Origin of the sequence: Pseudomonas sp. KK18 (assembly GCF_037094675.1) — a bacterium.
In the GTDB taxonomy this organism is placed as follows: Bacteria; Pseudomonadota; Gammaproteobacteria; order Pseudomonadales; family Pseudomonadaceae; genus Aquipseudomonas.
The window spans coordinates 2921104-2944747 of record NZ_CP146605.1; the positions used below are offsets into that span (position 1 = coordinate 2921104).

The 23644-nt window shown below is 63.3% G+C and carries 21 protein-coding genes and 1 riboswitch; of the genes, 9 read left to right on the forward strand and 12 right to left on the reverse strand.

Annotated elements, in window-relative coordinates:
* The first annotated feature begins 8 nt into the window (after nucleotides 1–8).
* The 3 genes from V6607_RS13315 to V6607_RS13325 all read left to right on the forward strand — a co-directional run bounded on the left by V6607_RS13315 (nucleotide 9) and on the right by V6607_RS13325 (nucleotide 4586).
* Nucleotides 9–968: a FecR domain-containing protein gene (locus V6607_RS13315; protein ID WP_134326266.1), complete on the forward strand. Its 960-nt coding sequence runs from the start codon at nucleotides 9–11 to the stop codon at nucleotides 966–968.
* A gap of 91 nt (nucleotides 969–1059) precedes the next feature.
* Nucleotides 1060–2853, forward strand: coding sequence for an ABC transporter ATP-binding protein (locus V6607_RS13320; RefSeq protein ID WP_134326267.1), 1794 nt, complete (start codon nucleotides 1060–1062; stop codon nucleotides 2851–2853).
* The gene (locus tag V6607_RS13325; protein WP_134326268.1) at nucleotides 2847–4586 is read left to right on the forward strand and encodes an ABC transporter ATP-binding protein; all 1740 of its coding nucleotides are present in this window, start codon (nucleotides 2847–2849) and stop codon (nucleotides 4584–4586) included. Before V6607_RS13320 ends, V6607_RS13325 begins: the two co-directional genes overlap by 7 nt.
* A 34-nt stretch (nucleotides 4587–4620) precedes the next feature.
* On the opposite strand, the gene V6607_RS13330 is transcribed toward V6607_RS13325, so the two are convergent.
* Entirely contained in the window at nucleotides 4621–6360 is a 1740-nt protein-coding gene (locus V6607_RS13330; RefSeq protein ID WP_134326269.1) for a dipeptidase, read from the reverse strand.
* Between the two features lie 329 nt (nucleotides 6361–6689).
* On the opposite strand from V6607_RS13330, the gene V6607_RS13335 reads away from it, so the two are divergent.
* Nucleotides 6690–7646 carry a Dyp-type peroxidase gene (locus tag V6607_RS13335; protein WP_003220100.1) on the forward strand — a complete coding sequence of 319 codons (957 nt, stop codon included), beginning with the start codon at nucleotides 6690–6692 and terminating at the stop codon, nucleotides 7644–7646.
* Here V6607_RS13335 and V6607_RS13340 read toward each other — a convergent pair.
* Nucleotides 7643–8515, reverse strand: coding sequence for an undecaprenyl-diphosphate phosphatase (locus tag V6607_RS13340; RefSeq protein ID WP_003220102.1), 873 nt, complete (start codon nucleotides 8513–8515; stop codon nucleotides 7643–7645). The genes V6607_RS13335 and V6607_RS13340 overlap by 4 nt on opposite strands.
* A gap of 150 nt (nucleotides 8516–8665) precedes the next feature.
* Between V6607_RS13340 and V6607_RS13345 the strand changes: the two genes are divergently transcribed.
* Nucleotides 8666–9211 carry a GNAT family N-acetyltransferase gene (locus tag V6607_RS13345; RefSeq protein WP_003220104.1) on the forward strand — a complete coding sequence of 182 codons (546 nt, stop codon included), beginning with the start codon at nucleotides 8666–8668 and terminating at the stop codon, nucleotides 9209–9211.
* 4 nt (nucleotides 9212–9215) lie between these two features.
* Here the strand turns inward: V6607_RS13345 and V6607_RS13350 are convergent, their stop codons facing one another.
* Nucleotides 9216–10172 carry a GlxA family transcriptional regulator gene (locus tag V6607_RS13350; protein ID WP_134326271.1) on the reverse strand — a complete coding sequence of 319 codons (957 nt, stop codon included), beginning with the start codon at nucleotides 10170–10172 and terminating at the stop codon, nucleotides 9216–9218.
* A gap of 167 nt (nucleotides 10173–10339) precedes the next feature.
* On the opposite strand from V6607_RS13350, the gene V6607_RS13355 reads away from it, so the two are divergent.
* Nucleotides 10340–11017 (forward strand): type 1 glutamine amidotransferase domain-containing protein, encoded by a 678-nt coding sequence (locus tag V6607_RS13355; protein ID WP_102606095.1) that lies wholly within the window; start codon nucleotides 10340–10342, stop codon nucleotides 11015–11017.
* A gap of 98 nt (nucleotides 11018–11115) precedes the next feature.
* Nucleotides 11116–12240, forward strand: coding sequence for an alkene reductase (locus tag V6607_RS13360; RefSeq protein WP_134326272.1), 1125 nt, complete (start codon nucleotides 11116–11118; stop codon nucleotides 12238–12240).
* Nucleotides 12241–12247: 7 nt separating this feature from the next.
* Here the strand turns inward: V6607_RS13360 and V6607_RS13365 are convergent, their stop codons facing one another.
* Both V6607_RS13365 and V6607_RS13370 read right to left on the reverse strand, forming a co-directional pair.
* Nucleotides 12248–12853 carry a glutathione S-transferase family protein gene (locus V6607_RS13365; protein WP_008431431.1) on the reverse strand — a complete coding sequence of 202 codons (606 nt, stop codon included), beginning with the start codon at nucleotides 12851–12853 and terminating at the stop codon, nucleotides 12248–12250.
* A 64-nt stretch (nucleotides 12854–12917) separates the two neighbouring features.
* A complete protein-coding gene (locus V6607_RS13370) occupies nucleotides 12918–13916 on the reverse strand; it encodes an NAD(P)H-quinone oxidoreductase (RefSeq protein ID WP_134326273.1) in 999 nt (332 codons plus the stop codon).
* Between the two features lie 176 nt (nucleotides 13917–14092).
* On the opposite strand from V6607_RS13370, the gene V6607_RS13375 reads away from it, so the two are divergent.
* The gene (locus V6607_RS13375; protein WP_134326274.1) at nucleotides 14093–14968 is read left to right on the forward strand and encodes a LysR family transcriptional regulator; all 876 of its coding nucleotides are present in this window, start codon (nucleotides 14093–14095) and stop codon (nucleotides 14966–14968) included.
* Between the two features lie 69 nt (nucleotides 14969–15037).
* Here the strand turns inward: V6607_RS13375 and V6607_RS13380 are convergent, their stop codons facing one another.
* Nucleotides 15038–15856, reverse strand: a complete 819-nt coding sequence (locus V6607_RS13380; protein WP_003220116.1) for an alpha/beta hydrolase — start codon at nucleotides 15854–15856, stop codon at nucleotides 15038–15040.
* A gap of 142 nt (nucleotides 15857–15998) precedes the next feature.
* Between V6607_RS13380 and V6607_RS13385 the strand changes: the two genes are divergently transcribed.
* On the forward strand, nucleotides 15999–17066 hold the full coding sequence (locus V6607_RS13385; RefSeq protein WP_003220118.1) for an NAD(P)-dependent alcohol dehydrogenase: 1068 nt from the start codon (nucleotides 15999–16001) through the stop codon (nucleotides 17064–17066).
* Between the two features lie 159 nt (nucleotides 17067–17225).
* Here V6607_RS13385 and mntP read toward each other — a convergent pair whose 3' ends face one another.
* The 6 genes from mntP to V6607_RS13415 all read right to left on the reverse strand — a co-directional run bounded on the left by mntP (nucleotide 17226) and on the right by V6607_RS13415 (nucleotide 23581).
* Complete coding sequence (mntP, locus tag V6607_RS13390; protein ID WP_003220119.1) at nucleotides 17226–17789, reverse strand: manganese efflux pump MntP; 564 nt, start codon at nucleotides 17787–17789, stop codon at nucleotides 17226–17228.
* A gap of 10 nt (nucleotides 17790–17799) precedes the next feature.
* Nucleotides 17800–17966: riboswitch (yybP-ykoY riboswitch) on the reverse strand.
* Between the two features lie 41 nt (nucleotides 17967–18007).
* Nucleotides 18008–18958 (reverse strand): oligopeptide/dipeptide ABC transporter ATP-binding protein, encoded by a 951-nt coding sequence (locus V6607_RS13395; RefSeq protein WP_003220120.1) that lies wholly within the window; start codon nucleotides 18956–18958, stop codon nucleotides 18008–18010.
* On the reverse strand, nucleotides 18955–19950 hold the full coding sequence (locus V6607_RS13400) for an ABC transporter ATP-binding protein (RefSeq protein ID WP_032898749.1): 996 nt from the start codon (nucleotides 19948–19950) through the stop codon (nucleotides 18955–18957). The genes V6607_RS13395 and V6607_RS13400 overlap by 4 nt, the downstream gene beginning before the upstream one ends.
* Nucleotides 19947–20846, reverse strand: a complete 900-nt coding sequence (gene ddpC, locus V6607_RS13405) for a D,D-dipeptide ABC transporter permease (RefSeq protein ID WP_003220124.1) — start codon at nucleotides 20844–20846, stop codon at nucleotides 19947–19949. Before ddpC ends, V6607_RS13400 begins: the two co-directional genes overlap by 4 nt.
* A gap of 1 nt (nucleotide 20847) precedes the next feature.
* A complete protein-coding gene (locus tag V6607_RS13410; RefSeq protein ID WP_008431420.1) occupies nucleotides 20848–21864 on the reverse strand; it encodes an ABC transporter permease in 1017 nt (338 codons plus the stop codon).
* 166 nt (nucleotides 21865–22030) lie between these two features.
* Nucleotides 22031–23581, reverse strand: a complete 1551-nt coding sequence (locus V6607_RS13415; protein ID WP_008431417.1) for an ABC transporter substrate-binding protein — start codon at nucleotides 23579–23581, stop codon at nucleotides 22031–22033.
* Nucleotides 23582–23644 lie beyond the last annotated feature (63 nt).

Below are 23644 nucleotides of genomic sequence, written 5' to 3' on the forward strand. Positions count from 1 at the left end.
CCCTCGCAATGTCGACCGAGCAGCCAATCTCCCCGGATATCATCGAGCGCGCCGCCGCCTGGATGGCCCGCCTGTGGGCCGATGACGCCAGCGCCGAAGACCACGCCAACTGCCTGCACTGGCGCGCCGAACACCCCCATCACGAACTGGCCTGGACGCGCCTGCTGGGCTTCGAACAAAAACTCCACAGCATCCCCGCGCCGGTGGCCAGGCACAGCCTGGCCGAACCCGACGCTCCCGACTCCCCCGATCGCCGGAGCACCCTGCGCCTGCTGGGCCTGTTGGTCGCAGCCGGTGGCCTCACCTACGGCGTGCGCCACACCGACGCCTGGCAACTGGCGAGTGCCGGCCATAGCACCCGCACCGGCGAAGTTCGCGAAGTGGTATTGCCCGACGGTACCCGCCTGGTATTGGGCCCGGCTTCAGCAGTTGACGTACAGTTCGATGACGACCAGCGCCTGGTGCTGCTGCTGGTCGGCGAGGTCTTCATCACGACCGCGCCGTCACCCCGGCCGTTTCGGGTGCAGAGTCGCCAGGGCGTGTTTCATGCCCTGGGCACGCGTTTCAGCCTGCGCCAATGCGACGACGGCAACTGCCAGTTGGCCGTGCTTGAGGGCGCCGTGCAGGTGCAGCCCGACCATGGCGCAGGTGCGCGGGTGGCGGCAGGTCAAGGCGCCACGGTTTCCAGGGACACCGTGCAGCCGACTGCGGCGGTGACTGACCGCAGCATCGCCTGGGTCAAGGGCCTGTTGGTGGCCGATGGTACCCGGCTGGACGAACTGATCGCCGAGCTGGGACGCTACCGCACCGGTGTACTGCGCTGTGCGCCTGAGGTGGCGATGCTGCGGGTCAGCGGTGTATTGCACCTGGACAATACCGACCTGGCGCTGGACAACCTGGCCGCCGCGTTGCCGATCCAGGTGGTGCGGCGCACCCGCTATTGGGTGACGGTCCGCGCCCCTGCCTGAAAATTCCTTGAGGTTTCGATTGAGGGGTTTGGCCGCTCGTTCGGAAGATAAGGTAAGGGCGAGCAAAGGCTCATTCAGTCAGGGAGACTTCATGAGTAACAAGGATGTGGCTGCGGCCAAACCCAGGGGGCGGGGCGCGGTCTCGCAAGTGTTGCGGCCGGTGCGCGGGCGACTGATCGCTGCGGCACTGCTGGCCGGTGTGGGCAGTATGCTGACGCTGGTGCCGCTGGGGGGCATTGTGCATATCGCCAGGGTCGCCCTCGGCGCGCCGTCGATGGCCCAGGCATCGGGCGAGGTCTGGTTGACCATCAGCCTCAGCCTGGCGAGCCTGTTCGCGGGCCTGCTGTTGATGACAGTTGCGGAGACGGTCGCGCACCTGGCCGACAACCACATCACTCGCCACTTGCGCCTGGCCATCGCCCAGCGCCTGAGCCAGGTGCCGCTGGGCTGGTTCACCGAGCGGGCGTCGGGCGAGGTCAAGCAGGCAATGCAGGACGATATCGGCACCCTGCATAGCCTGACTGCGCATTTCTACACCACCGTGGGCCGTTGTGCCGGGGCCGTGCTGCTGTCGGCGGCTTATCTGTTCATGGTGGACTGGCGCATGGCGCTGGTCTCGCTGTTGCCGTTTCCGGGTTTTTTGCTGTTTTTTACCCGGGCGATGAAAGCCAGCGGCAGCCACATGCAGTCCTTTGTCGAGCGCATGACCCGGGTCAATAACGCGGTGGTCGAGTTCGTCAACGGCATTCCGGTGGTCAAGGCCTTCGGTGCCACCGGCAAGGCCCACGCCAGTTACCGCGAGGCGGTAGATGAGTTCAGCGAAGCCTTCGTTGAGTTCACCCGTCCACTGGTGGGGACGATGGCCAATGCCAACGCGATGATCGCCCCGGTGACGGTGCTCGCCATGGTGCTGACGTTTGGCCTGGTGTTTGTCAGCCTGGGCTGGATCAGCGCGGTGGAGGTGCTGCCGTTCGCCATTGTCGCACCGGGTATTTGCGCGCCACTGCTGCTGCTGAGTTACATCGTGCATGATCTGGACAACGCCACCGGCGCGGCCCAGCGCGTGCAGGCACTGCTGGCGACGCCGGTGCTGGCGCAGGTGGAGCCGGGGTGCGAACGCTTGCCCAAGGACGCCGAAGTACGCGTCGAAAACCTCGGGTACGCCTACGACCCGCAGCACCCGGTACTGTCGAACATCAGCTTCACCCTCAAGCCTGGCACCGTAACCGCCATCGTCGGCGCCTCGGGTTCGGGCAAGTCGACCCTGGCGCGCCTGCTGCTGCGGTTTTTTGACCCGACCGAGGGGCGTATCACCCTGGGCGGCGTCGACCTGCGGCAGATCGAGACCTCGCAGCTCTACAACCTGATCGGCTTTGTGCTGCAAGAGGTGCGCCTGGTCCACGCCAGCGTTGCCGAAAACATCGCCCTTGGCCGGCCCAGCGCCAGCCGCAAGGAAATCGAGGCGGCGGCACGGGCCGCGAATATTCATGAGTGCATCATCGGCTTGCCACGGGGCTATGCCTCGGTGATTGGCGAGGACGCGCAGTTGTCCGGTGGCGAGCAGCAGCGTATCAGCATCGCCCGCGCAGTATTACTGGCGCCGCCGGTGCTGGTGCTGGATGAACCCACGGCCGCCGCCGATGCCGCAAACGAGGTGGCAATCCAGGAGGCGCTGTCGCGCTTCGCCCAAGGGCGCACGTTGTTGGTGATTGCCCATCGCCTCGATACCGTGATGCACGCCGACCACATCATCGTGCTGGAAAACGGCCGTATTGTTGAACAGGGCACCCATCCTCGACTGATCGCGCAAGAGGGCCGCTATGCGCGCCTGTGGGCGTCGGGCGGTTACAAACAGACCCGCGAACAGGCGCTGCCGACATGCTGAAAACCTTTATCGAACTGTTGGGCGATGACGGGCCGGTCTTCCGTCGCTATGTCGGGAAAGTGATGTTCTACGGTGCGCTGTGCGGGCTGACCCTCGCCGCCCTGGTGCCGGTACTCACCGACATGCTCAACGGTGATCTGGCCGAAGCGGCGTTGTGGCTGGTGGTGTTCCTGGCGGCGGTGGCGACGTGTTGGGCCACGCGACGCGAGGTTGAAAAGGCTGGCGTCGCGGTGGGTGTGGCGGTGCTGCAAGGCGGGCGCCAGCGCATCGGCGACCATGTGGCCGAACTGCCTGTCGGCTGGTTCACGCCTGATAACACGGCGCGGCTCAACCAGGTGGTGACCCAGGGCATGATGGCCGTGGCTCAGCTGCCGGCCCATGTATTTACTCCGGTGCTCAGCGGCGTGGTGACGCCATTGGTGCTGGTACTGGCGTTGTTTGTGCTGCACTGGAAAATGGGCCTGATTGCCTTGCTGGCGTTGCCGATTCTCGGCGGCGCGTTCTGGCTCAGCGCCCGCCTTGGGCGGCGCGCCGACCGGGCGTTCCAGCGCAGCTCGGCCGACACCAGCCAGCGCATGCTGGAGTTCGCCCAGTCGCAGTCGGTGTTGCGTGCCTTCAGTGGCGGCGGCAGCTCGGTGTTCCTGCAACGGGCGATCGAGCAGCAGCACGCGACCGGGGCGCGCCTGATCCTGCTGTCCGCCACCTCGATTCTGCTGAACATGTGGCTGGTGCAGGTGGTGTTCGCGGCCTTGTTGATCGCCGCCGCGCTCTGGCTTGACGCTTACCTGGGAAATGCCTTGCACGTGGGCTCGGTGATTGCGGTGATGGTGTCGCTGTTGCTGGTCAGCCGCTTCATCGACCCGTTGCTGGAGGTGGCCGGCTATGGCGAAACGTTGCGCGGCGCCGGGGTGCAGCTTGAGGCGGTGCGCGAGATATTGTCCGCGTCGCCCCTGAAGGCGCCGAGCGCGCCGCAATCTCCACGGGATGCCTCGGTGGAACTGTTCGATGTGAGCTTTCGCCACGCGGCCGGTTCGCGGGACGTGCTGCGCGGGGTGAGCCTGCGTATTGAGCCCGGCAGCATGACCGCGCTGGTGGGGGCTTCCGGTTCGGGCAAGACCACGCTGTTGCGGTTGGTCGCACGGTTTTTCGAGGTCAGCCAGGGCCAGGTGTGCATCGCAGGCGTGGACGTGCGACAGATGTCCGGTGAGCAGCTCAACGCGCAGATCAGCCAGATCTTCCAGGACACGTACCTGTTCCAGGGCAGCGTCGCCGACAACATTCGCCTCGGCAAACCCGACGCCAGCGACGCACAAGTACTGGAGGCCGCGCGGCAGGCTGGCGTGCAAGAGATTATCGAGCGCCTGCCGATGGGCCTGTCGACCACGGTGGGTGAGGGCGGGGCACGCCTGTCCGGTGGCGAGCGTCAGCGTGTCGCGATCGCCCGTGCGTTGATCAAGGGCGCGCCGATCCTGCTGGTGGACGAAGCCACGGCAGCACTGGACGCCGAGAACCAGGCGGTCATCGCCGAAACCCTGGCACGCTTGCGCGGTACATGCACGCTGATCGTGATCGCGCATCAGTTGTCGACGGTGGTGATGGCCGACCAGATCGTGGTGCTCGATGAAGGCCGGATCGTGGAGCAGGGCACGCCTGAGCAATTGACCGCAAGGCAAGGGCGCTATGCCCGGTTCCTCGCGCAGCGGCGGGCGTCCAAAGGCTGGCGTATCGCTTAGTGGACCCGCCAGGGCGGCGGGTCCGAAGGGCAGGTCAGAGCTTTGGCAGTTGCCCGATGCGGCCCATCATTTCGGTGACGATCTGCAGGTCCAGCAGGAACTGGTCGACGGTCTTGAACTCGTTGTCGGTATGGCCGGTGTACTTGACCTCCGGCCGTGCCAGGCCGAATTGCACGCCGTTGGGCAGCTCATGCACCGAGGTAGCGCCGGCAGACGTGCCGTACTTGTGCTCCATGCCCAGGTTCTCGCTGGCCACCGCCAACAGCGCCTTGACCCACTCGCCCTCAGGGTTGCGGTACATCGGCTCGGCGATCGAGTAATCGAAGGTCACAGCCACGTGGTTTTTCTTGGTCCAGGCGCTGAGCTTGTCAGCGATTTCGGCCTTGAGCGCTTCCGGTGACTTGCCCTTTGGCACCCGCAGGTTGACCGCCAGCTTGAAGGTAGTGTCATCTTCGCCCACATAGGTCAGCGAGGTGGTCAGCGGGCCCATGAACGTATCGGAGAAGCCCACGCCCAGCTTGGCGCCCAGGTAATCCAGGCCCCAGTTGTTGGCGGCGTAGTGCGCGGCGTCGGTGAACTGGTTGTGCTTGAGCGCGACCTTGCCGTCGAGGCTGTTGAGGAAGTCGAGGACCCTGGCTACCGGGTTCACCCCGGATTCCGGTTCGGAGGAGTGGGCGGACACGCCAGTGACGGTCAACTGAACGTCCTTGCCGACGACCTTGGCCGCCACTTCAAAGTCGCCGCCATTGCGCTTGGCGTACTCGCTGCCGGCCTTTTGCAGGCTGGCGGCCAGTTCGGCAGGCTTGTCGCTGAGCAATGTCACCACCGACGCCGACGGAATCTGGTTGGTGGCCTTGCCACCGGTCATCGAGATGATTTCTGCGCCTTTGCCTTCAGCCTTGCGCTTGGGGAACTTGGCCATGACCGTGCCGTAGCCTTTCTCGGCGATCACCACCGGGTAGCCGCCGTCCAGCGCCAGGTTGTAGTTGGGCGTTGGGTTGTGCTCGAAGTAGTACGGGATCGCGTCGCCGGAGGTTTCCTCGGTGGTGTCCACCAGCAGCTTGAAATTGCGCGCCAGCGGCAGCTTCTCTTCCTTGATCACCTTCATCGCGTACATCGCCACCACGATGCCGTTCTTGTCATCCTCGGTGCCGCGACCATACATCCGGTCGCCGATCAGCGTGACCTTGAATGGGTCGAGCTTGGTGCCGTCCTTGAGCACCCAGTTTTCCGGGGTTACCGGTACCACGTCCGCGTGAGCGTGGATGCCGACCACTTCATCGCCGCTGCCTTCCAGGGAAATCTCGTAGACGCGGTTGTCGATGTTGCGGAAGTTCAGGTTGAACGACTCGGCCAGGCTCTTGATCTTGGCGGCGATCTTGATGAACTCGGGATTGTCGTGCTGGGCCACGCCGGCGACCTGGAAGGTCGGGATCTCCACCAGCTCACGCAGGGTTTCAGTGGCGGCCGCACCGTACTTCACCCGCGCATACAGGCCCAGCAGGCGATGGATTTCATTCTGCTGGTCGGCGCTCAGGTCCTTGTTGTCGAGAAAGGCACTGATGGCCGGGCCGAGGTTGTCGCTCTTGGCCACGTCACTCTTGGCCAGGCTGGCGAGGAACTGCCGGAAATCCTTGACCGAGGCATCGCTGAAGGTCTTCAGGATGACGGCGTTCTGTTGTGGGGTGAGGTTGGCTTGAGCTTGGGTGGTGAACACCGAAAGGCTGGCGGCCATCAGGGTGGCTACGGCCAGTTGCTTGAGGGAAAAATCCATTGCTGGGGGCATTCCTTTGCAGGGAGTGAGTGAGAAATGTCTGATCGAAAGGTCAGAAACAATTTCACACACTACCATCGGGAGGGCGCAGGAGGGGAGCCCCCGTTGTGGGATTTGTCCGGAGGAAATGCACAAGTGGCGCATAAACGAAAATCCAGTGTGGGAGCTGTCGAGCTTTAGCGAGGCTGCGATAGCGGTGGGTCAGGCAGCATCAATGTTGACACTGCTGCCGCCTTCGCAGCCTCGCTAAAGCTCGACAGCTCCCACAGGGTTTGGTGGTCTGCTAATCTGCGCTCGTTGAATCTCGACCGCCACCCGTGGACCTCTCAATGACATCGCCATCCGATCAAAACCTTGAACCCCAATCCGTCTGCAGCCCGATCACCAGCAGCGCCATTTTCATGGTCGCGACCCTGGCGCCTGGCAGTGACTCGGCTGAGGCGGTGCGCAGCTGGTGCGCCGATATCGCCGGCCTGGTGCGCTCGGTCGGCAAGCGTGTACCGGCGGGCAACCTGACGTGTGTCGCAGGGTTTGGCTCCAAGGCGTGGGACGCGCTGTTCGGGGGGCCGCGGCCAGCAGCGTTGCATCCGTTCAAGGAAGTGGGCGTGGCCGGGCGCCTGGCGCCGGCCACGCCGGGGGATATCCTGCTGCACATTCGTGCCGAGCAGATGGACCTGTGTTTCGAATTGGCCACCCAGTTGATGGCGGCGCTGGGGGATGCGGTGACGGTGGTGGACGAGGTCCAGGGTTTCCGCTATTTCGACATGCGCAGCATCATCGGTTTTGTCGACGGCACCGAGAACCCGGTCGGGCGCAAGGCGGTGGGTTTCACCATCGTCGGTGATGAGGATCCGGCGTTCAGCGGCGGCAGCTATGTAATGGTGCAGAAGTACCTGCACAACATGCAGGCCTGGAATGAATTGTCGGTGGAGGCGCAGGAGCGGGTGATCGGGCGCACCAAGCTGTCGGACATCGAGCTCGACGATGCGACCAAGCCGAGCAATTCCCACAGTGCATTGACCACCATCACCAAGGACGGCGAGGAAGTGAAGATCCTGCGGGACAACATGCCCTTTGGCCGGCCGGGCGCGGGGGAATTCGGGACGTACTTTATCGGCTACGCGCGCTCGCCAGAGCCTTTGGAGTTGATGCTGGAGAACATGTTTGTCGGCCGACCGGTCGGCAACTATGACCGCCTGCTGGACTTCAGCACGGCGGTCACCGGCGGCCTGTTCTTCATACCGTCTGCGGATTTGCTCGAAGAACTGGCCGACCGCGCGCCTTAGGCCAACAACCCGGTGCTCACCGCCACAATCAGGAATACCCCGAGCACCGCGCGGTAGATCACGAACGGCCAGGTGGAGAATCGCTCCAGGAACTTCATCAGGCCCCAGATCGCGAAGAACGCCGACACACTGGCAACCACCAGCCCGAAGATCAGGTGCGGCCAGGCGTGGGCGGGCAGGTCGGCGTGGAACAATACCCACAGCTCTTTCAGCCCCGCGAGGGCGATCGCCGGCAAGCCCAGCAGGAACGAAAACCGCGCCGCTTCTTCACGCTTGAAGTTGAGGAACAGTGCGGCGGTCAGGGTCGAGCCCGAGCGGGAAACCCCTGGAATCAGCGCGCCGATCTGCGCAATGCCGACAATCAGCGCATCCCGCAGGCGCATTTCGCCCACCGTGCGCTTATGCCTCGCGCTGAGTTCAGCCGCCGCCAGCAGCACCGCCATCACCAGGCAGGAAATCCCGATCACCATCAGCCCGCGCAGCGGCGAGTTGCAGGAGTTGAGGGTCGACGACAAGGCTATCCCGGCAATCCCGATCGGAATCGTCGCCAGCACAATGGCCACCGCCAGCTTGAACCACTGGTTGTTGTAGTCACCCTGGCGCACCGCAGTGATGCTGCCGACCGTGACCTGGCGTACATCCTTCCAGAAGTAACTGACCACTGCTGCCAGTGCGGCCAACTGCATGGCTGCGGAAAACGCCGAGCCGGGATCCGGCCAGCCGAGCAGGGCGGGCACGATGCGCATGTGGGCGGTGGAAGACACGGGCAACAATTCGGTGATGCCCTGAATGATGCCCAGGATGCCTATTTGCAGGTAATCCAGGGACGCAAAGCCGACATCGAGGCCGCTGGTGCAGACGTTTGTCAAAGTACTTATCCTGAAAGCAAGGGGAGGGAAGTGACGCGGAGTTTAGTCTAACTTTGTAACGATTTTGTCGTTGACATGAGAAAAGCACGATCGGTTCAGCAAGCAGAAAGCTTGGCCGGTGTATTGGCATTGCAGGTGGCTTTGTTGACAATGGCGGCCTGTTTTTTTGCCGAGATGCCCATGCCTGCAATCCCCGATACCACCGTCGAACTGATCGAGACCGGCCCGGAACACGCCACGTTGATCGCCAACCTTTACCAGTTCTACGCCTACGAGTCCTCGGACTGGGAACAGGAAGATGTCGAGGTGGACGGTCGCTTCTACATCCATGAGGAGCACCTGGCCCGCTACTGGGAAGACCCGCAGTGGAGTGCCAACCTGCTGCTGGTCGACGGCTTCATCGCCGGCTTCCTGCTGATCGAAGGCAGCGAGTTGCCGGGGATCGATGCGCTGGAACTGGCGGACCTGTTCATCCTCAAACGCTACCGCCGCAAGGGCATTGGCCGCGCCATCGCCACTCAGGTGTTGAGCAGCGGCGAGGCGAACTGGCTGGTGCGTTTCTATGATCAGGATGAAGTGAGCCAGGCGTTCTGGCGCACGGTGTTGGATAACCTGCCGCGTCCGGTGCAGGCCATCGAGCTGGACGATGAGCCAAACCTGCTGAGCTTCCTGGTGACGCGCGCAGCGTTGCACTGAGGCATCAGTTAAACGCTGCGCCAGCCCCTGCACTGAACAATGCCGCCTGCATCGCCTGTGGCGGCTGGCCGAACGCCCGCAGGAACGCCTGGCGCATGCGCTCGCGATCACCGAACCCGGTCTCGCGGGCGACCACTTCCACCGGATGCCGACTGGTTTCCATCATTGCCCGGGCGGCTTCCACCCGCAGGGATTCGATGGCCTTGGCCGGGGTTTGCCCGGTCTCCTCGCGAAACACCCGGCTGAACTGGCGTGGGCTGAGCCGCGCCACGGCCGCCAGGGCCTCGACCGAAAGGTCGTGGGTCAGGTTCTCCCGGGCGTAGGCCAGGGCCAACTGCACACGGTCGGACTTGGGGTCGAGTTCCAGCAACGCCGATAGCTGCGACTGTTCGCTGCCACGGCGCTGGGCAATCACCAGCTTGCGCGCGATGCGGCGGGCGAGGTCGCTGCCCAGGTCGTTCTCCACCATCGCCAGCGCCAGGTCCACCCCGGCGCTCATGCCGGCACCGGTCCAGATCTGGCCGTCGACCACGAACAGCTTGTCTTCCTCCAGGCGAATCTGCGGGTAGCGCTTGGCAAAGGCCGGTGCGTGCAGCCAGTGGGTGGTGGCGCGCTTGCCTTCGAGCAATCCCGCCTCGGCCAGCACGAAGATGCCCATGCACAACGAAGCAATCCGCCGCGACTGTTTGGACGCCGCCTGGACCAGCCTCGGCAGGCTGGCGTCAGGCAGTTGGAACTCCAGGTAACCGCTGACGATCAATGTGTCATAGCCCTCGGGCCGGATCGGCGTGCTGTTCACCGAGAAGCCCTGGGACGTCATGATCGGGCCGCCACTTTCCGACACAATGTGAAATTCATACGCCTGCTCGCCACGCAGCAGATTCGCGCACTCGAACACCGAGCCCAGGCTGAGGCTCAAAGATTGAAAGTTCGGGTACACCATCAGCGCAATGCTGTGCATCTCATCTCTCCAGGGGGCGCGGAGCGGTGATTGTCGGTGTGTGCCAGGGAAACGGCAACCGCCTTGGCGCAATGTCCGGAATCCTTGCGGACATGACATTGTGCGGTTTTGGCCCGGCTCCTAAGCTTGATTCCATTCCAACCCACATCACCCCGAGGCACTGGCACATGAAAGTATTGATGGTTTTGACTTCTCACGACCAGCTTGGCAACACCGGCCGCAAGACCGGGTTCTGGCTCGAAGAATTTGCTGCTCCCTACTACGCGTTCAAGGACGCCGGGGCCGACGTGACCCTGGCTTCGCCGGCCGGTGGGCAGCCGCCCCTGGACCCGGTCAGCGACCTGCCGGATTCGCAAACCGACCAGACCCGCCGCTTCGCCACTGACCCGGCGGCGCAACAGGCCCTGGCCACCACCGTGAAGCTGGAGTCGGTCAACGCCGGCGACTTCGACACCGTGTTCTACCCAGGCGGCCACGGCCCGCTGTGGGACCTGGCAGAGTCGAAAACCTCCATCGCCCTGATCGAAGCCTTCGAGCGTGCGGGCAAGCCGATTGGCTTTGTGTGCCACGCCCCGGGCGCCTTGCGTCACGTCAAGGCGGTCAACGGCGAGCCGCTGGTCAAGGGCCGACGCGTCACCGGCTTCTCCAACTCCGAAGAAGCGGCGGTTGGCCTGACCGACGTGGTGCCGTTCCTGATCGAGGATGATTTCAAGGCGCTGGGCGGCACGTATGAGAAGGGTGCCGATTGGCAGTCCTTTGTGATTGAAGATGGCCTGCTGGTCACCGGGCAGAATCCTGCCAGTTCCAGTGACGTTGCCAAAGCGCTGTTGAAGCTGACCGCGTAACCCGCTGAATCCCCCCCAAAAGTACGTTGTTGGCGGCTCCCCTGAGCGGGAGCCGGCAGCTTCTGCTTGTCTGAAATTTGAATCCGGAACTGTCCCCCATGAGCAACAGCGCTTTAGGTACCCCGATCACACTGGGGCACCACACCCTGAAAAACCGCATCGTCCTGCCGCCGCTTACCCGCCAGCGAAGTGCCCAGCCCGGTGATATCGCCACGGACTTGATGGCGCTTTATTACCGCCAGCGTGCTACCGCCGGCTTCATGGTCAGCGAGGGCACGCAGATCGAGCCTCGCGGCCAGGGTTACGCCTGGACCCCGGGCATCTACACACCGGAGCAGATTGACGGCTGGCGTACCGTGACCGATGCCGTGCATGCCGAAGGCGGCGTGATCTTCGCCCAGCTTTGGCATGTGGGCCGCGTGTCCCATCACGAACTGCAGCCCGACGGCGCAGCACCCGTCGCGCCGTCGGCGATCCAGCCGCAGCAAGCCAAGGCATTCGTTGCAACCGGGCCCGGCACCGGTAAGTTGGTGCAGCCACCCGAGCCGCGCGCCCTGGCTACCGTCGAGGTCAAGGAGTTGGTGGGGCTTTACGCCCAGGCTGCAAAAAATGCATTGGCCGCAGGCTTCGATGGCGTGGAAATTCATTCGGCTAACGGCTACCTGGTCAACCAGTTCATCTCGGCGCATTCCAACCAGCGCGACGATGAATACGGTGGCTCACTGCACAATCGCCTGCGGTTCCTGCGGGAAATCGTCGAGGCGGTGGCCGAAGTAGTCGGCCCGCAGCGCCTGGGTGTGCGCTTTGCGCCGTTGTTCAGCGGCACTGACCAGGACCGGGTCTACATCGGCCTCGTCGAGGAAGACCCGCATCACACCTACATCGAGGCGATCAAGGTGCTTGAGGCGGCCGGCATCGCCTACGTGTCGATTGCCGAGGCCGACTGGGACAATGCCCCCGAGTTGCCCGAGTCGTTCCGCCAGGCGGTGCGTGACACCTTCAGCGGCCGGATCATCTACGCAGGCCGCTACACCGCAGAGCGCGGCGTGCGGTTGGTAGAGGCGGGGCTGGCAGACCTGATCGCGTTTGGCCGGCCGTACATTGCCAATCCCGACTTGCCCCAACGCCTGCTCAACGGTTGGCCGCTGAACCCGTTGAACGCGGACGGCCTGTATGGCGGCACCGAGGTGGGCTTCACCGATTATCCGGTGTATGCCGGGTAGGCACGGGCTACTCGATCGGGTATTTGCCGAATGCCGGGTGCTGCTCGGCGAGGGCCGCGTGGCGTTGCAAGTGGGGAAACGCATCGGCCTTCACGACGTCGGCTATCTTCAGCTGGGTGAAGGACCAGGCGACCGCCACCGTCAGGCTCGCCTGGGTCAGCGGCAAGTCGCTGTCGCGCTCGGCCACCCGCGCCTCCAATAACGCATAGGCCGCCAGCAGTTGTCCGGTCACGCGGTCGATCCACGGCTGATGCAGTTTTTCGGCGGGCCGCAGGTGATGTTCGTAGACGATCTGCACGGTCTTTTCGCACGCTGCCAGCGCCAGGCCGATCACTTGCAGATCCCTGGCAAGCGCTGGGGCTGACGGGGGCAGCAATCGGCTGCCGGCCGGCGCCAGGGCTTCCAGGTACTCGAGGATCAAGCCGGAATCCATCAGCACCGTGCCGTCGTCGAGCACCAGCGTCGGTGCCTTGACTACCGGGTTGATCCCGGAAAACTCATCGAAGGTGCTGAACACCGACAATGCCTGGTGTTCGAACGCGACGCCGTACAGTTCCAGGGAAATGGCCACGCGGCGCACGTAGGGCGAGTCCAGCATGCCGACCAGTTTCATGAAGCCTCCATTAACCGCAGTGTTTTGTTCTGATGACGTTATAAACCGTTTTTCCGCATGTTTATCAATCCACCCGCAACACAATCTTGCCGATATGGTCGCCACCTTCCATGCGCGCATGGGCCTTCGCGGCGTCGGTATAGGCATACACTTCATCGATCATCGGCAGGCAACGCCCGGCCGACAGCACCGGCCACACGTGTTCGCGCAGTTGTGCGGCAATCGCGGCTTTTTCTTCCCGGGTGCGTGAGCGCAACAACGAGCCGGTAACGATCGCGCGTTTGCCGAGGATCGCCAGCAGGTCGATGTCGTTGGCGCGTGCGCCGCCGAGGAAGCCCAGCATCACCAGGCGACCTTCCATGGCCAGGGCGCTGATGTTGTCGTTCAGGTAGGAGCCACCCATGATGTCGAGCACCACATTGACACCCTTGCCCGCGGTCTTGTCAGCGATAACCTCGGCGAAATTCTGTTCCCGGTAGTTGATCGGCTCGGCTCCCAGCTCGCGGATGGCGGCGCATTTTTCCACGCTGCCGGCGGTGGCGAACGCTTCGATACCGAACTCGCGGCAGAGCATCAGCGCGGTGGTGCCGATGCCGCTGGTGCCGCCATGGATCAACACGCGCTGGCCTTTATGCGCACCGCCGATGCCGAACAGGTTGGCCCATACGGTGAAGAAGGTTTCCGGGATCGCTGCCGCCTGAATCCAGTCCAGGCCATCGGGAAGCGGCAAGGTCTGGCTGGCGGGCACTGCGCAGTACTGCGCATAACCGCCGCCATTGGTCAGGGCGCACACCTTGTCGCCCAGCGCGTACTCGCTGACGCCTTCGCCCAGCGCGACCACCACACCGGCCACTTCCAGCCCGGGAATCGGGCTCATGCCGGGTTTCATCGGATACGTGCCGGCGCGTTGCAGGGCGTCCGGGCGATTGACGCCGGCGGCGTGCACGCGGATCAGCACTTCGCCGGGGCCGGCGACAGGTACCGGCTCCTGGCGTGGTTGCAGGACTTCGGGGCCGCCGGGGCTGGTGATTTCGATCAGGGTCATTTCGTGGGGCAGAGTCATTTGAGCGCACCTGTAGCAATGAACGTATGGGTTGGGACCGCGCCCGTTACCGAGCGGTTCAGCCTGCTGGCGATCCTGGGTATTTTCTCTGGTGCCCAGCATAGCCGTGATGAGTGATGCAATAATGCTGCGATTACACGTCACGCTGATGCAAAAATGCATCGAAGGGGAAAGCCATGAATTGGGACGATGCGCGGGTGTTCCTCGCGGTGTGCCGCGAGTCCACACTGCGCGGGGCCGCGCGGGTGCTGGGGGTGGATCAGGCCACCGTGGGGCGACGGGTCAATGCCCTGGAAAAGTCCCTGAACGCAACGTTGTTCCTGCGCACCTCCGAAGGCTATGCGCTGACCGCCGTGGGTGAAGCCGCGTTGCAATCGGTGGAGAACATGGAGCGCTCGGCCCTTGACCTAGAGCGTCAGGTCCTGGGCCTGGACGACCGCCTGACCGGCACCGTACGGGTGACCACCACCGATTCCCTGGCCATCGACTTCCTGATCCCGGCCATTGCCCGGCTGCACGATGCGCACCCTGACGTGCGCGTGCAGATGGACGCTTCGACCCAGTTGCTTAACCTGGCCAAACGCGAAGCCGATATCGCGGTGCGCAATACCCGCCCGGACAACCCCGACCTGATCGCCCGGCGCATCGCCCGCTGGCCGGTGGGGCTGTTTGCCTCGCAGGCGTATATCGATCGGCACGGCGCACCCGAACCGGGCAGCCTGTTCGAAGGACACGACCTGGTGGTGTATCAGCCGCACCTGCAAAGCCAGAAGGACCTGACCCTGGTCAGCGAGCCGCTGGGACGCGGACGTATTGTTGCGGCCTTGAGTTCAAGCCTGTTGGTACGCCGCTCCATCGCCGCAGGGATCGGTATCGGTGAGGTTCCGATAGTTTCCGGCGAACGCGACGGCCTGGTGCGGCTGTGGGCGGACCGTACGCGGCCGTTGCCCTACGATGTGTGGCTGGTGACCCATGCCGACCTGCGGCATACCGCCCGGGTGCGGGTGGTGATCGACGAGATCGTAGCGGGGTTTGCCGGCACCGGGGAATAGTACGACTGCCTGAAAAGGCCGGGTGTCAGCCCGGCCAGAAATAAGCCGTCGCAGGAGAACGCAATCGGCTCAGCGTTGCAGGAAGGCCAGCAGATCTTCGTTCAAGGCTTGCTGGTGGGTCACCGCAAAACCATGGGGGGCATCCTTGTACACCTTCAACTGCGCGCCTTTGATCATCTGCGCGGCGACCTTGCCGGTAGTTTCGAACGGCACGATCTGGTCGCCATCACCGTGGATAACCAGGGTCGGCACGTCGATCCTGGCCATGTCCGGGCGGAAATCGGTTTCCGAGAACGCGGTGACGCAATCCACCGTCGCCTTGAGCGAGGCGAGCAGGGCGATGTTCAGTGTTTGAGTCAATACACCGCTGGAGACCTGTTGGCCCTTGTTGATGCCATAGAACGGCGTATTGAAGTCTGCCAGGAACTGCGCGCGATCCTTCAGCAGCGCGGCCTTGAACCCGTCAAACGCTGCCATCTCGACACCTTGCGGGTAATCCGGCTTTTGCCCGAACAGCGGCGTCACCGCCCCCAGCAACACCAGCCCGGCCACGCGCGCGCTGCCATGGCGGGCGATATAGCGGCTGACATCGCCGCCGCCCATGGAGAAGCCCACCAGGGTCACGTCCTGCAGATCCAGATGGTTGATCAACTGGGCGATATCGTCGGCAAAGGTGTCGTAGTCGTTACCGGTCCAGGGCTGGTCCGAGCGGCCAAAACCACGGCGGTCGAACGCGATGGTGCGGTAGCCGCGGCTGCTCAGGTACTCCATCTGGTATTCCCACATATCGGCATCCAGCGGCCAGCCGTGGCTGAACAGCACCGGTTTGCCGGTGCCCCAGTCCTTGTAGTAGAGCTCGGTACCGTCTTGTGTGCGTAGGGTGCTCATGGCAAAACTCCTTGGGTGAGAGGGCAGCCAATACTATAGGCGCAGAATCTGACGAGGGACTTGTATGCCTGTGCTCGGTTGAACGGTTCAGCGTCTATGCTGGTCAACTGCTTTCTACCGTCTGAACAAACAGGTGAACGAAATGGCCAAGACTTACAGCTACGCCGCTCGTGACTCCAAGGATTCCCTCAAACCCTTCACGTTCGAACGTCGCGCCCCCGGGGCCGATGATGTGCAGATCGACATCCTCTATTGCGGCGTCTGCCACTCGGACCTGCACACCGTACGCAACGAATGGAAAAACACCCTGTACCCGTCGGTACCGGGCCATGAAATCGTTGGCCGAGTGACCGCCGTGGGCGCCAATGTCAGCAAGTTCAAGGTGGGCGATTTGGCCGGTGTCGGCTGCATGGTCGACAGCTGCCAGCACTGCGAATCCTGCGCCGAGGGCGAGGAGCAGTATTGCGAAAACGGCTTCACCGGCACCTACAACGGCCCGGCTTTTGGCGGCGAAAACACCTTCGGCGGCTACTCGGACAATATCGTGGTCAAGGAGAAGTTCGTCCTGCGCATCTCCCACGACGAGAGCAACCTGGCGGCGGTCGCGCCGCTGCTGTGTGCAGGCATCACCACCTACTCACCGCTGCACCACTGGAACGTCGGGCCGGGCAAGCGCGTCGGCGTTGTCGGCCTCGGTGGCCTGGGCCATATGGCGGTGAAAATCGCTCATGCCATGGGCGCCTACGTGGTGCTGTTCACCACCTCGCCGAACAAGCGCGAAGACGGCCTGCGACTGGGGGCCGATGAAGTGGTGGTGTCGAAGAACGCGGACGAAATGGCCAAGGTTGCCAACTCCCTGGACTTCATCCTCAACACCGTGGCCGCGTCCCACAATCTCGACGCCTTCCTCAACCTGCTCAAGCGCGACGGCACCATGACCCTGGTGGGCGCCCCGGATAGCCCGCACCCGTCACCGACCGTGTTCAACCTGATCTTCAAGCGTCGCAGCCTGGCCGGGTCGTTGATCGGTGGCATCCAGGAAACCCAGGACATGCTGGATTTCTGCGCCAGGCACGGGATTGTCTCGGACATCGAGATGATCGACATCCAGGGCATCAATGACGCCTACGAGCGCATGCTCAAGGGCGATGTGAAGTATCGGTTCGTGATCGACATCGAGAGCCTGAAGAAAGAAAAACACGCGGCCTGATTGATCGCCGCCGATCCCTGTAGGAGCGGGCTGGTGTGGGAGCGGGCTTGCTCGCGAAGGCGGTGTGTCAGTCGCTCAATAGGCTGGCTGAACCACCGCTTTCGCGAGCAAGCCCGCTCCCACCCAAGCCCGCTCCCACATTTTGATCTTCGCCGGTTTCTAGGCCGACAGGTGCTCATACAAAATCGTCGCACCCACCAGCATCAACACCACGCCGCCGACCATCTCGGCGCGCTTGCCGACCACAGTCCCCAACACCCGGCCAAGCATCATGCCGATGGTTACCATGGTCATCGTCGCCAAGCCGATCGCCGCAGCGGCCACCAGGATATTCACGTCGACAAACGCCAGGCCCACACCCACCGCCAAGGCATCAATGCTGGTAGCAAACGCGGTCACGGCAAGAATCATGAACGAGTGCTGGCTCGGTTTCTCTTCCTCTGGATCATCGGCCTTCAAGCCGTTGTAGATCATGTGCAGGCCCAGGGCTACCAGCAGGGTAAAGGCGATCCAGTGGTCCCACTGCTCCACCCAGCGGGTGGCAGCCTGGCCGATAGCCCAGCCGATGATCGGCGTGATCGCTTCGATCACACCAAAGATCAGCCCGGCCCGCAGGGCTTCGGTCAGGCGTGGTTTGTGCAGGCTGGAACCTTTGCCAATGGCCGCCGCAAAGGCGTCCGTGGACATGGCAAGGGCGAGAAGAATCAGGGAAATAGGGTTCACGGTAAGGCTTCCAGTCGGGCTGTATGAGTCAACGACACAACCACACGCCCGACTTCAGGCATGGATGTGTCGCTGGTCTCACCAACCAAAATGGTGTTCGCACCACGGCATGTTGCCGAGAATGTTGATACGAACGCTTCGAGAATCCGAAGCAGGCTACTCCCCAACGAGGTGGCGGATCATAGCCGCGCAATCATGAAAATTTCGTTAAGGACGCCTCACGGATGTTCCAGGTGACACCGCACCTGCTGACTCATCCCACCCGTCAACCGCTGCGGCCGCTCACAGCCTTGTGTACGCCTCGGGCAGCGGTCGAGAAAGAAACACCCACCCGGCAACACCCGGTTCCCCGGCAGCTCTGTCGGTGCACTGACATACGCGTCGTCCAGCGCCACCCCCAGCTTGGGCACCGCCTCCAGCAACAGCTGGGTGTACGGATGCTTCGGCTGCTCCAGCACTTGCTCGGCACACCCCAGTTCCACGATCTGCCCCAGGTACATCACCGCCACCCGGTCGGCCATGTGCCGCACCACCGAAACGTTGTGGGAGATCAGGATGTAGGTCAGCCCCAGCCGCCGTTGCAGCTCGGCCAGCAGGTTGAGGATTTGCGCCTGCACCGAGATATCCAGGGCCGAGGTCGGCTCGTCCAGCACCAGGATGCTCGGGTTGGACGCCAGCGCGCGGGCGATGGCGATGCGTTGGCGCTGGCCACCGGAAAACTGGTGCGGGTAACGGTCCAGGTATTCGGCGCGAATGCCTACCTGCGCGGCGACCTTGGCGGCGATGGTGCGCATTTCACTCTTGGGCGTGTCGCCAAGGGCGAACAGCGGCTCGGTAATGATTTTCCAGATGGGCAGGCGCGGGTCGAGGGACGATTGCGGGTCCTGGAATACGATCTGCACATGCCGGTGGCGTTCCCGGGCACTTTCGTAGACCCAGTCCACTTCACCGTCACTGGGCTTGACCAGGCCCATCAGCAATTGGGCGAGGGTGCTTTTACCGCAGCCGGACTCGCCGACAATCCCCAGGGTTTCCCCACGGCGCACCTGCAAGTCGATGCCGTTGAGGGCGTGGGCATAACCGCGCGGGCGGCCCAGCCAGTCGGTTTTTACCGGGAACTTGACCCGTACATCCCGCAAAGCCAGCAGTGAATCTTGAGACACGGTCATTGCACCGACTCCCCGGCAGTCAGCCAGCACGCACTTTTGCGGGTGCCGGCAGGGTTGATCAGGTCCAGGCGCGGGCGCTCGATGCATTGGCTCATGGCCTGGGGGCAGCGTTCGCGAAAGGTGCAGCCTGAGGGCAGGGCGGCAAGGTTGGGCACTTGGCCGGGGATGGTCAGCAGGTCGTCGCCGGGTTTCACCTGTTCCGGCAAGCCGCTGAGTAACCCTTGGGTGTAGGGATGGCGCGGGTCGCTCATCACCTGGGCGGTGGGGCCTTCTTCCACCACGGCGCCGGTGTACATCACATACACCCGGTCGCAGAACTGCGAGACCACAGCCATGTCGTGGGTGATCAGCAGGATCGCGGTGCCGCGTTCCCGGGCTTTTTCCCGCAGCAGCAACAGCACCTGGCGTTGCACGGTGACGTCGAGGGCAGTGGTGGGCTCGTCGGCGATCAGCAACTGAGGGTCGCAGGAAAATGCCAGGGCGATCATCACCCGCTGGCGCATGCCGCCGGAGAGTTCGAAGGGGTAGCTGTCGAGCACTTGCTCGGGGTCGGCGATGTGCATGTCCCGCAGCAGGGCGATGGCCTTGGCACGGGCGGCGGCCTTGCTCAGGCGCTGGTGGTGGATGATCACATCGAGCATCTGCCGGCCAATGCGCCGGGTCGGGTTCAGCGCGGTCATCGGCTCCTGGAAGATCATCGCCGCGTCACGCCCGCGGATCTGCAGCAGCTCCTTCTCGCTGGCACCGAGCATGTCGCGGCCGAGCATCTGCAAGCTGCCGGCGGTGATCCGGTAACTGCGCTCCGGCAGCAGGCGCAGGCTGAGCATCGCGGTCACGGATTTGCCGGAGCCGGATTCACCCACTACGCCGACGACTTCGCCGGGGTTGACGTGCAACGACACGCCGTTGAGTGCCTGGACGTTGTTGCGGTAAGCCGGGAATTCCAGGCTCAGGTTGTCGATGGCAAGCACTGCCGGACTGGACATGGTCATTTCCCCTGTTGCCGTGGGTCGAGCAGGTCACGAACACCGTCACCCAGCAGGTTGAAGCCGGTCGCGGTGACCAGGATCGCCAGCCCCGGAAAGGTCGAGTACCACCAGTTGTCGAGAATGAAATTGCGCCCGGTGGCAACCATCGCGCCCCATTCGGCGGTGGGCTGTTGTGCACCCAGGCCGATGAAACCCAGGGCCGAGGCCATCAGGATCGCGCTGCCGATGTCCAGGCTCAGTTGCACCAGCAACGGCGGCATCGCATTGCGGCCCACGTGCCACGACACGATGTGCCAGCGCCCGGCGCCGAAGGTCTGGGACGCCTTGACGTAGCCCATCTGCCGAATACTCAGGGCCTGGCCCCGGGCCAGGCGCACGTAGAACGGGATGCGCACCACGGTGATTGCCAGCATCGCATTGAACAGGCTCGGGCCCAGTGCGGCGGCCAGGGCCATGATCAGCACCAGGGACGGCACCGACAGCATGATGTCCATCAGGCGCATGATCAGGCTGTCGAAACGCCCGCCGATGATCCCCGACAGGCAGCCCAGCAGCCCGCCCACCAGGCAGGACGAAAACGCCACGAACAGGCCCACGCCCACCGACTGGCGGCTGCCGTACAGCACCCGGCTGAACAGGTCGCGGCCGACTTCATCGGTGCCGAACCAATGTTCGGCGGAGGGCTCGGCCAGGCGTTGCGCCAGGTTCAAGGCATTGGGGTCATGGCTCGCCAACCAGGGGGCGAAGGCCATGCAGATCAGCACGATCAAGGTGATGGTCAGGCCGGCGATGGTCAGCGGGCTGCGGCGTATTTGATAGCCCAGGTACTCCATTCGCGCACGCCAGGTGGGGCGCTGTTCCAGGGGCACCGGTACGGGCATGGTCAGGGGAGCGGTCATCTCAATTCACCTCGCCGATGCGCGGGTCGACCACCCGGTAGAGCAGGTCGATCAGCATGTTCAGCAGTACATAAATAAACGACACCAGGATCGCGAAGCCCATCACCGCCGGGAAATCCAGGGACTGGATCGACTTCACCACATAGGCACCCATGCCCGGCCAGGCGAACACGGTTTCGGTCAGCACCGCGCCGTACAGCAGGTCGCCGAGGGTCAGGCCGAGCACGGTGATCGACGGGATCAGCGCGTTGGGCAAGGCGTGGCGCAGGATCACCGCCCAGCGCGACAGGCCGTAGGCGCGGGCGGTACGGATGTAGTCCTCGCCCAACTGGTCGAGCATCGCCGAACGAATCTGCCGGGCGACCACGCCGAGGTTGACGAAACCCAGGGTGACGGCGGGCAGGATCAGGTGTTCCAGGGCATTCAGGAACAGCGGGATATCGCCGGCCAGCAGCGAGTCGATCAGGTAGAACCCGGTGATGGTGCGCGGTGGTTCGAGGCCTTCATCCAGCCGCCCGCTGCCGGGCAGCCAGCCGAGCTGGCCGTAGAACAACACGATCAGGCCCAGGCCGAGCCAGAAGGCCGGCGTGGAAATGCCGGTAACCGCCAGCGTTCGGGCGATCTGGTCGATGGCGCGGTTGTGATACACCGCTGACAGCACCCCCAGCGGTACGCCCACCAGTACCGAGAGCAGCAGGGCGGCGACCGCCAGTTCGAGGGTCGCGGGGAAGAACGCTTTCAGGTCTTCCAGCACCGGGCGGCTGGTGCGGATCGAGGTGCCGAGGTCGCCGTGCAGCAAGTCGCTCATGTAGCGGCCGTATTGCTGGTACAGCGGCAGGTCGAGGCCCAGTTGATGGCGGATGTTCTCGACAATGGCGTCGCTGGCCCGGTCGCCGGCAATCAGGCGCGCCGGGTCACCCGGGATCAGGTGGGAGATGCAAAAGGTAATCAGCGAAACGCCGACGACGACCAGGATCAGGCCGAACAGGCGTTTGCGCAACATATTCAGGAAGGCCATGAGGGCTCCTCGGTAACGCGAGACATTTGGATCAGGATACAGCCTGGAAAACACAGCAGGTCCAGTGTGGGAGCGGGCTTGCTCGCGAATACGGTGGGTCAGTCATACATCGGGTAACTGATACACCGCTTTCGCGAGCAAGCCCGCTCCCACATTTGATCGCGTGTTACTTACTGATCTCAGCCACGTTGAACACCTGCTCCAGCATCGGATGGAACACATAACCCTTCACCGAATCACGCATCGGCAGGGTGTAGTTCTTCTGATAGAGGTAGGCGTATACGCTGTCCTTGAGCACGATCTTCTGGGCTTCCTGATACAGCTCGGTGCGCTTGGCCGTGTCGTTGTTGGCCGCCGCATCGCGAATCAGCTTGTCCACCACCGGGTTGCTGTAGAACGAACGGTTGCCCGGCAGGCCTTGCAGGGAGGAGTCGAACCAGAAGTTCATGTACATGTAGGGGTCGGAGAAGTCCGGTGCCCACGAGCCGATGGACACGTCGAAGTCACCCTTGCCCAGGCGCTCGCGCATGGTGGCGTTGGCCAGTTTTTCCATCTTCAGGTTGATCCCCAGCGGCGCCAGGCTGGCTTGCAGGGTCAGGCCGATGGATTCCCAGTCCGGGTCCTTGTCGGAGTACATGTAGTTCAGGTTGGTGATTTTTTCCGGGAGTTTCTTCAGGTTCGCGCCCGCGCTGTCCAGGTCCTGTTTCATCAAGGGCAGGCTCGGGTCATTGGCCCACATGCCGGCAGGAATCGGCCCGTTCATCAACTTGGCCTGGCCCTTGAGGATGCCGTCGACAATGCCTTTGTAGTCCACCGCATCAACGATCGCCTGGCGCGCATTCTGGTTGTTCAGCGGGGCTTTCTGGTTGTTCAGGTACAGGTAGGTCACCCGCAGCGACGGGAACTCCTTGATCACCACGTCTTTCTTTTTGGCCAGGTTGGTGAGCTGGTCCTGGGGCATGTCTTCGGCGATGTCCAGGTCACCGCGTTCCAGTTGCAGGCGGCGTACCGAGGCTTCGCTGATGATCTTGATCACCACCTTGTTCAGCGCGGGCTTGGTGCCGGCGTAGTAGGTGTTGGGTTCCAGGGTCAGGCTCTGGCCTTTCTGCCAGTTGCTCAGGCGAAAGGCGCCGGAGCCGGCGGTGTGGGTGGAGAGGTAGGCGTTGACGTCGCCCTGTTTCACCACGTCCGGGTTGATGATGCCTGCGCCGTTATGGGCGAGGGTGTAAAGGAAGGGCGCGTAGGGCTTGGCCAGGGTGAAGCGCACGGTGAGCGGGTCGACCACGGTGACTTTCATGTCATCCGGGAACGCGCCCGACGGGCCTTGCTTGAGCTGCATCACGCGGTCGAAGGAGAACTTCACCGCATTGGCGTCGACCTCGGCGCCATCATCGAACTTGTTGCCGGGCTTGAGTTTGAAGTCCCACACCAGACCGTCGGCCGAGGTGGTCCAGCTGTCGGCCAGGTCGCCCTTGACCTCGGTGCTGCCCTTGCCGTTTTCGACTTTGTAGGCCACCAGCTTCTGGTACGCCGGGTACGTCACCGCCCAATCGTTGTTGTCGATGGTCACGGCCGGGTCGAGGGTTTGCGGGTCGGCGGCCTTGCCGATCATCAGGGTGTCTTTGGGGGCGGCGGCACTTGCCGATTGCCACGCGCCCAGGCTCAGGGCGGCGCACAGCAGGGAGAGTGCGAGGGTCTTGCGGTTGCTTGGGGTCATGCCGGTTTCCTTGATTATTTAGAGGAAAAAGCGGGTTGGTTTATTTTTATGAAATCTATAACC

Excerpts from the sequence above, each read along its gene's own strand:
- V6607_RS13335 (WP_003220100.1), top strand. The coding sequence starts at position 6,690 with ATGACATCGCCATCCGATCAAAACCTTGAACCCCAATCCGTCTGCAGC.
- V6607_RS13385 (WP_003220118.1), top strand. The coding sequence starts at position 15,999 with ATGGCCAAGACTTACAGCTACGCCGCTCGTGACTCCAAGGATTCCCTC.
- ddpC (WP_003220124.1), bottom strand. The coding sequence starts at position 20,846 with ATGACCGCTCCCCTGACCATGCCCGTACCGGTGCCCCTGGAACAGCGC.
- V6607_RS13315 (WP_134326266.1), top strand. The coding sequence starts at position 9 with ATGTCGACCGAGCAGCCAATCTCCCCGGATATCATCGAGCGCGCCGCC.
- V6607_RS13320 (WP_134326267.1), top strand. The coding sequence starts at position 1,060 with ATGAGTAACAAGGATGTGGCTGCGGCCAAACCCAGGGGGCGGGGCGCG.
- V6607_RS13410 (WP_008431420.1), bottom strand. The coding sequence starts at position 21,864 with ATGGCCTTCCTGAATATGTTGCGCAAACGCCTGTTCGGCCTGATCCTG.
- V6607_RS13350 (WP_134326271.1), bottom strand. The coding sequence starts at position 10,172 with ATGCACAGCATTGCGCTGATGGTGTACCCGAACTTTCAATCTTTGAGC.
- V6607_RS13400 (WP_032898749.1), bottom strand. The coding sequence starts at position 19,950 with ATGACCATGTCCAGTCCGGCAGTGCTTGCCATCGACAACCTGAGCCTG.
- V6607_RS13360 (WP_134326272.1), top strand. The coding sequence starts at position 11,116 with ATGAGCAACAGCGCTTTAGGTACCCCGATCACACTGGGGCACCACACC.
- V6607_RS13330 (WP_134326269.1), bottom strand. The coding sequence starts at position 6,360 with ATGGATTTTTCCCTCAAGCAACTGGCCGTAGCCACCCTGATGGCCGCC.
- V6607_RS13380 (WP_003220116.1), bottom strand. The coding sequence starts at position 15,856 with ATGAGCACCCTACGCACACAAGACGGTACCGAGCTCTACTACAAGGAC.
- V6607_RS13355 (WP_102606095.1), top strand. The coding sequence starts at position 10,340 with ATGAAAGTATTGATGGTTTTGACTTCTCACGACCAGCTTGGCAACACC.
- V6607_RS13325 (WP_134326268.1), top strand. The coding sequence starts at position 2,847 with ATGCTGAAAACCTTTATCGAACTGTTGGGCGATGACGGGCCGGTCTTC.
- V6607_RS13375 (WP_134326274.1), top strand. The coding sequence starts at position 14,093 with ATGAATTGGGACGATGCGCGGGTGTTCCTCGCGGTGTGCCGCGAGTCC.
- V6607_RS13415 (WP_008431417.1), bottom strand. The coding sequence starts at position 23,581 with ATGACCCCAAGCAACCGCAAGACCCTCGCACTCTCCCTGCTGTGCGCC.
- V6607_RS13395 (WP_003220120.1), bottom strand. The coding sequence starts at position 18,958 with ATGACCGTGTCTCAAGATTCACTGCTGGCTTTGCGGGATGTACGGGTC.
- V6607_RS13370 (WP_134326273.1), bottom strand. The coding sequence starts at position 13,916 with ATGACTCTGCCCCACGAAATGACCCTGATCGAAATCACCAGCCCCGGC.
- V6607_RS13365 (WP_008431431.1), bottom strand. The coding sequence starts at position 12,853 with ATGAAACTGGTCGGCATGCTGGACTCGCCCTACGTGCGCCGCGTGGCC.
- V6607_RS13345 (WP_003220104.1), top strand. The coding sequence starts at position 8,666 with ATGGCGGCCTGTTTTTTTGCCGAGATGCCCATGCCTGCAATCCCCGAT.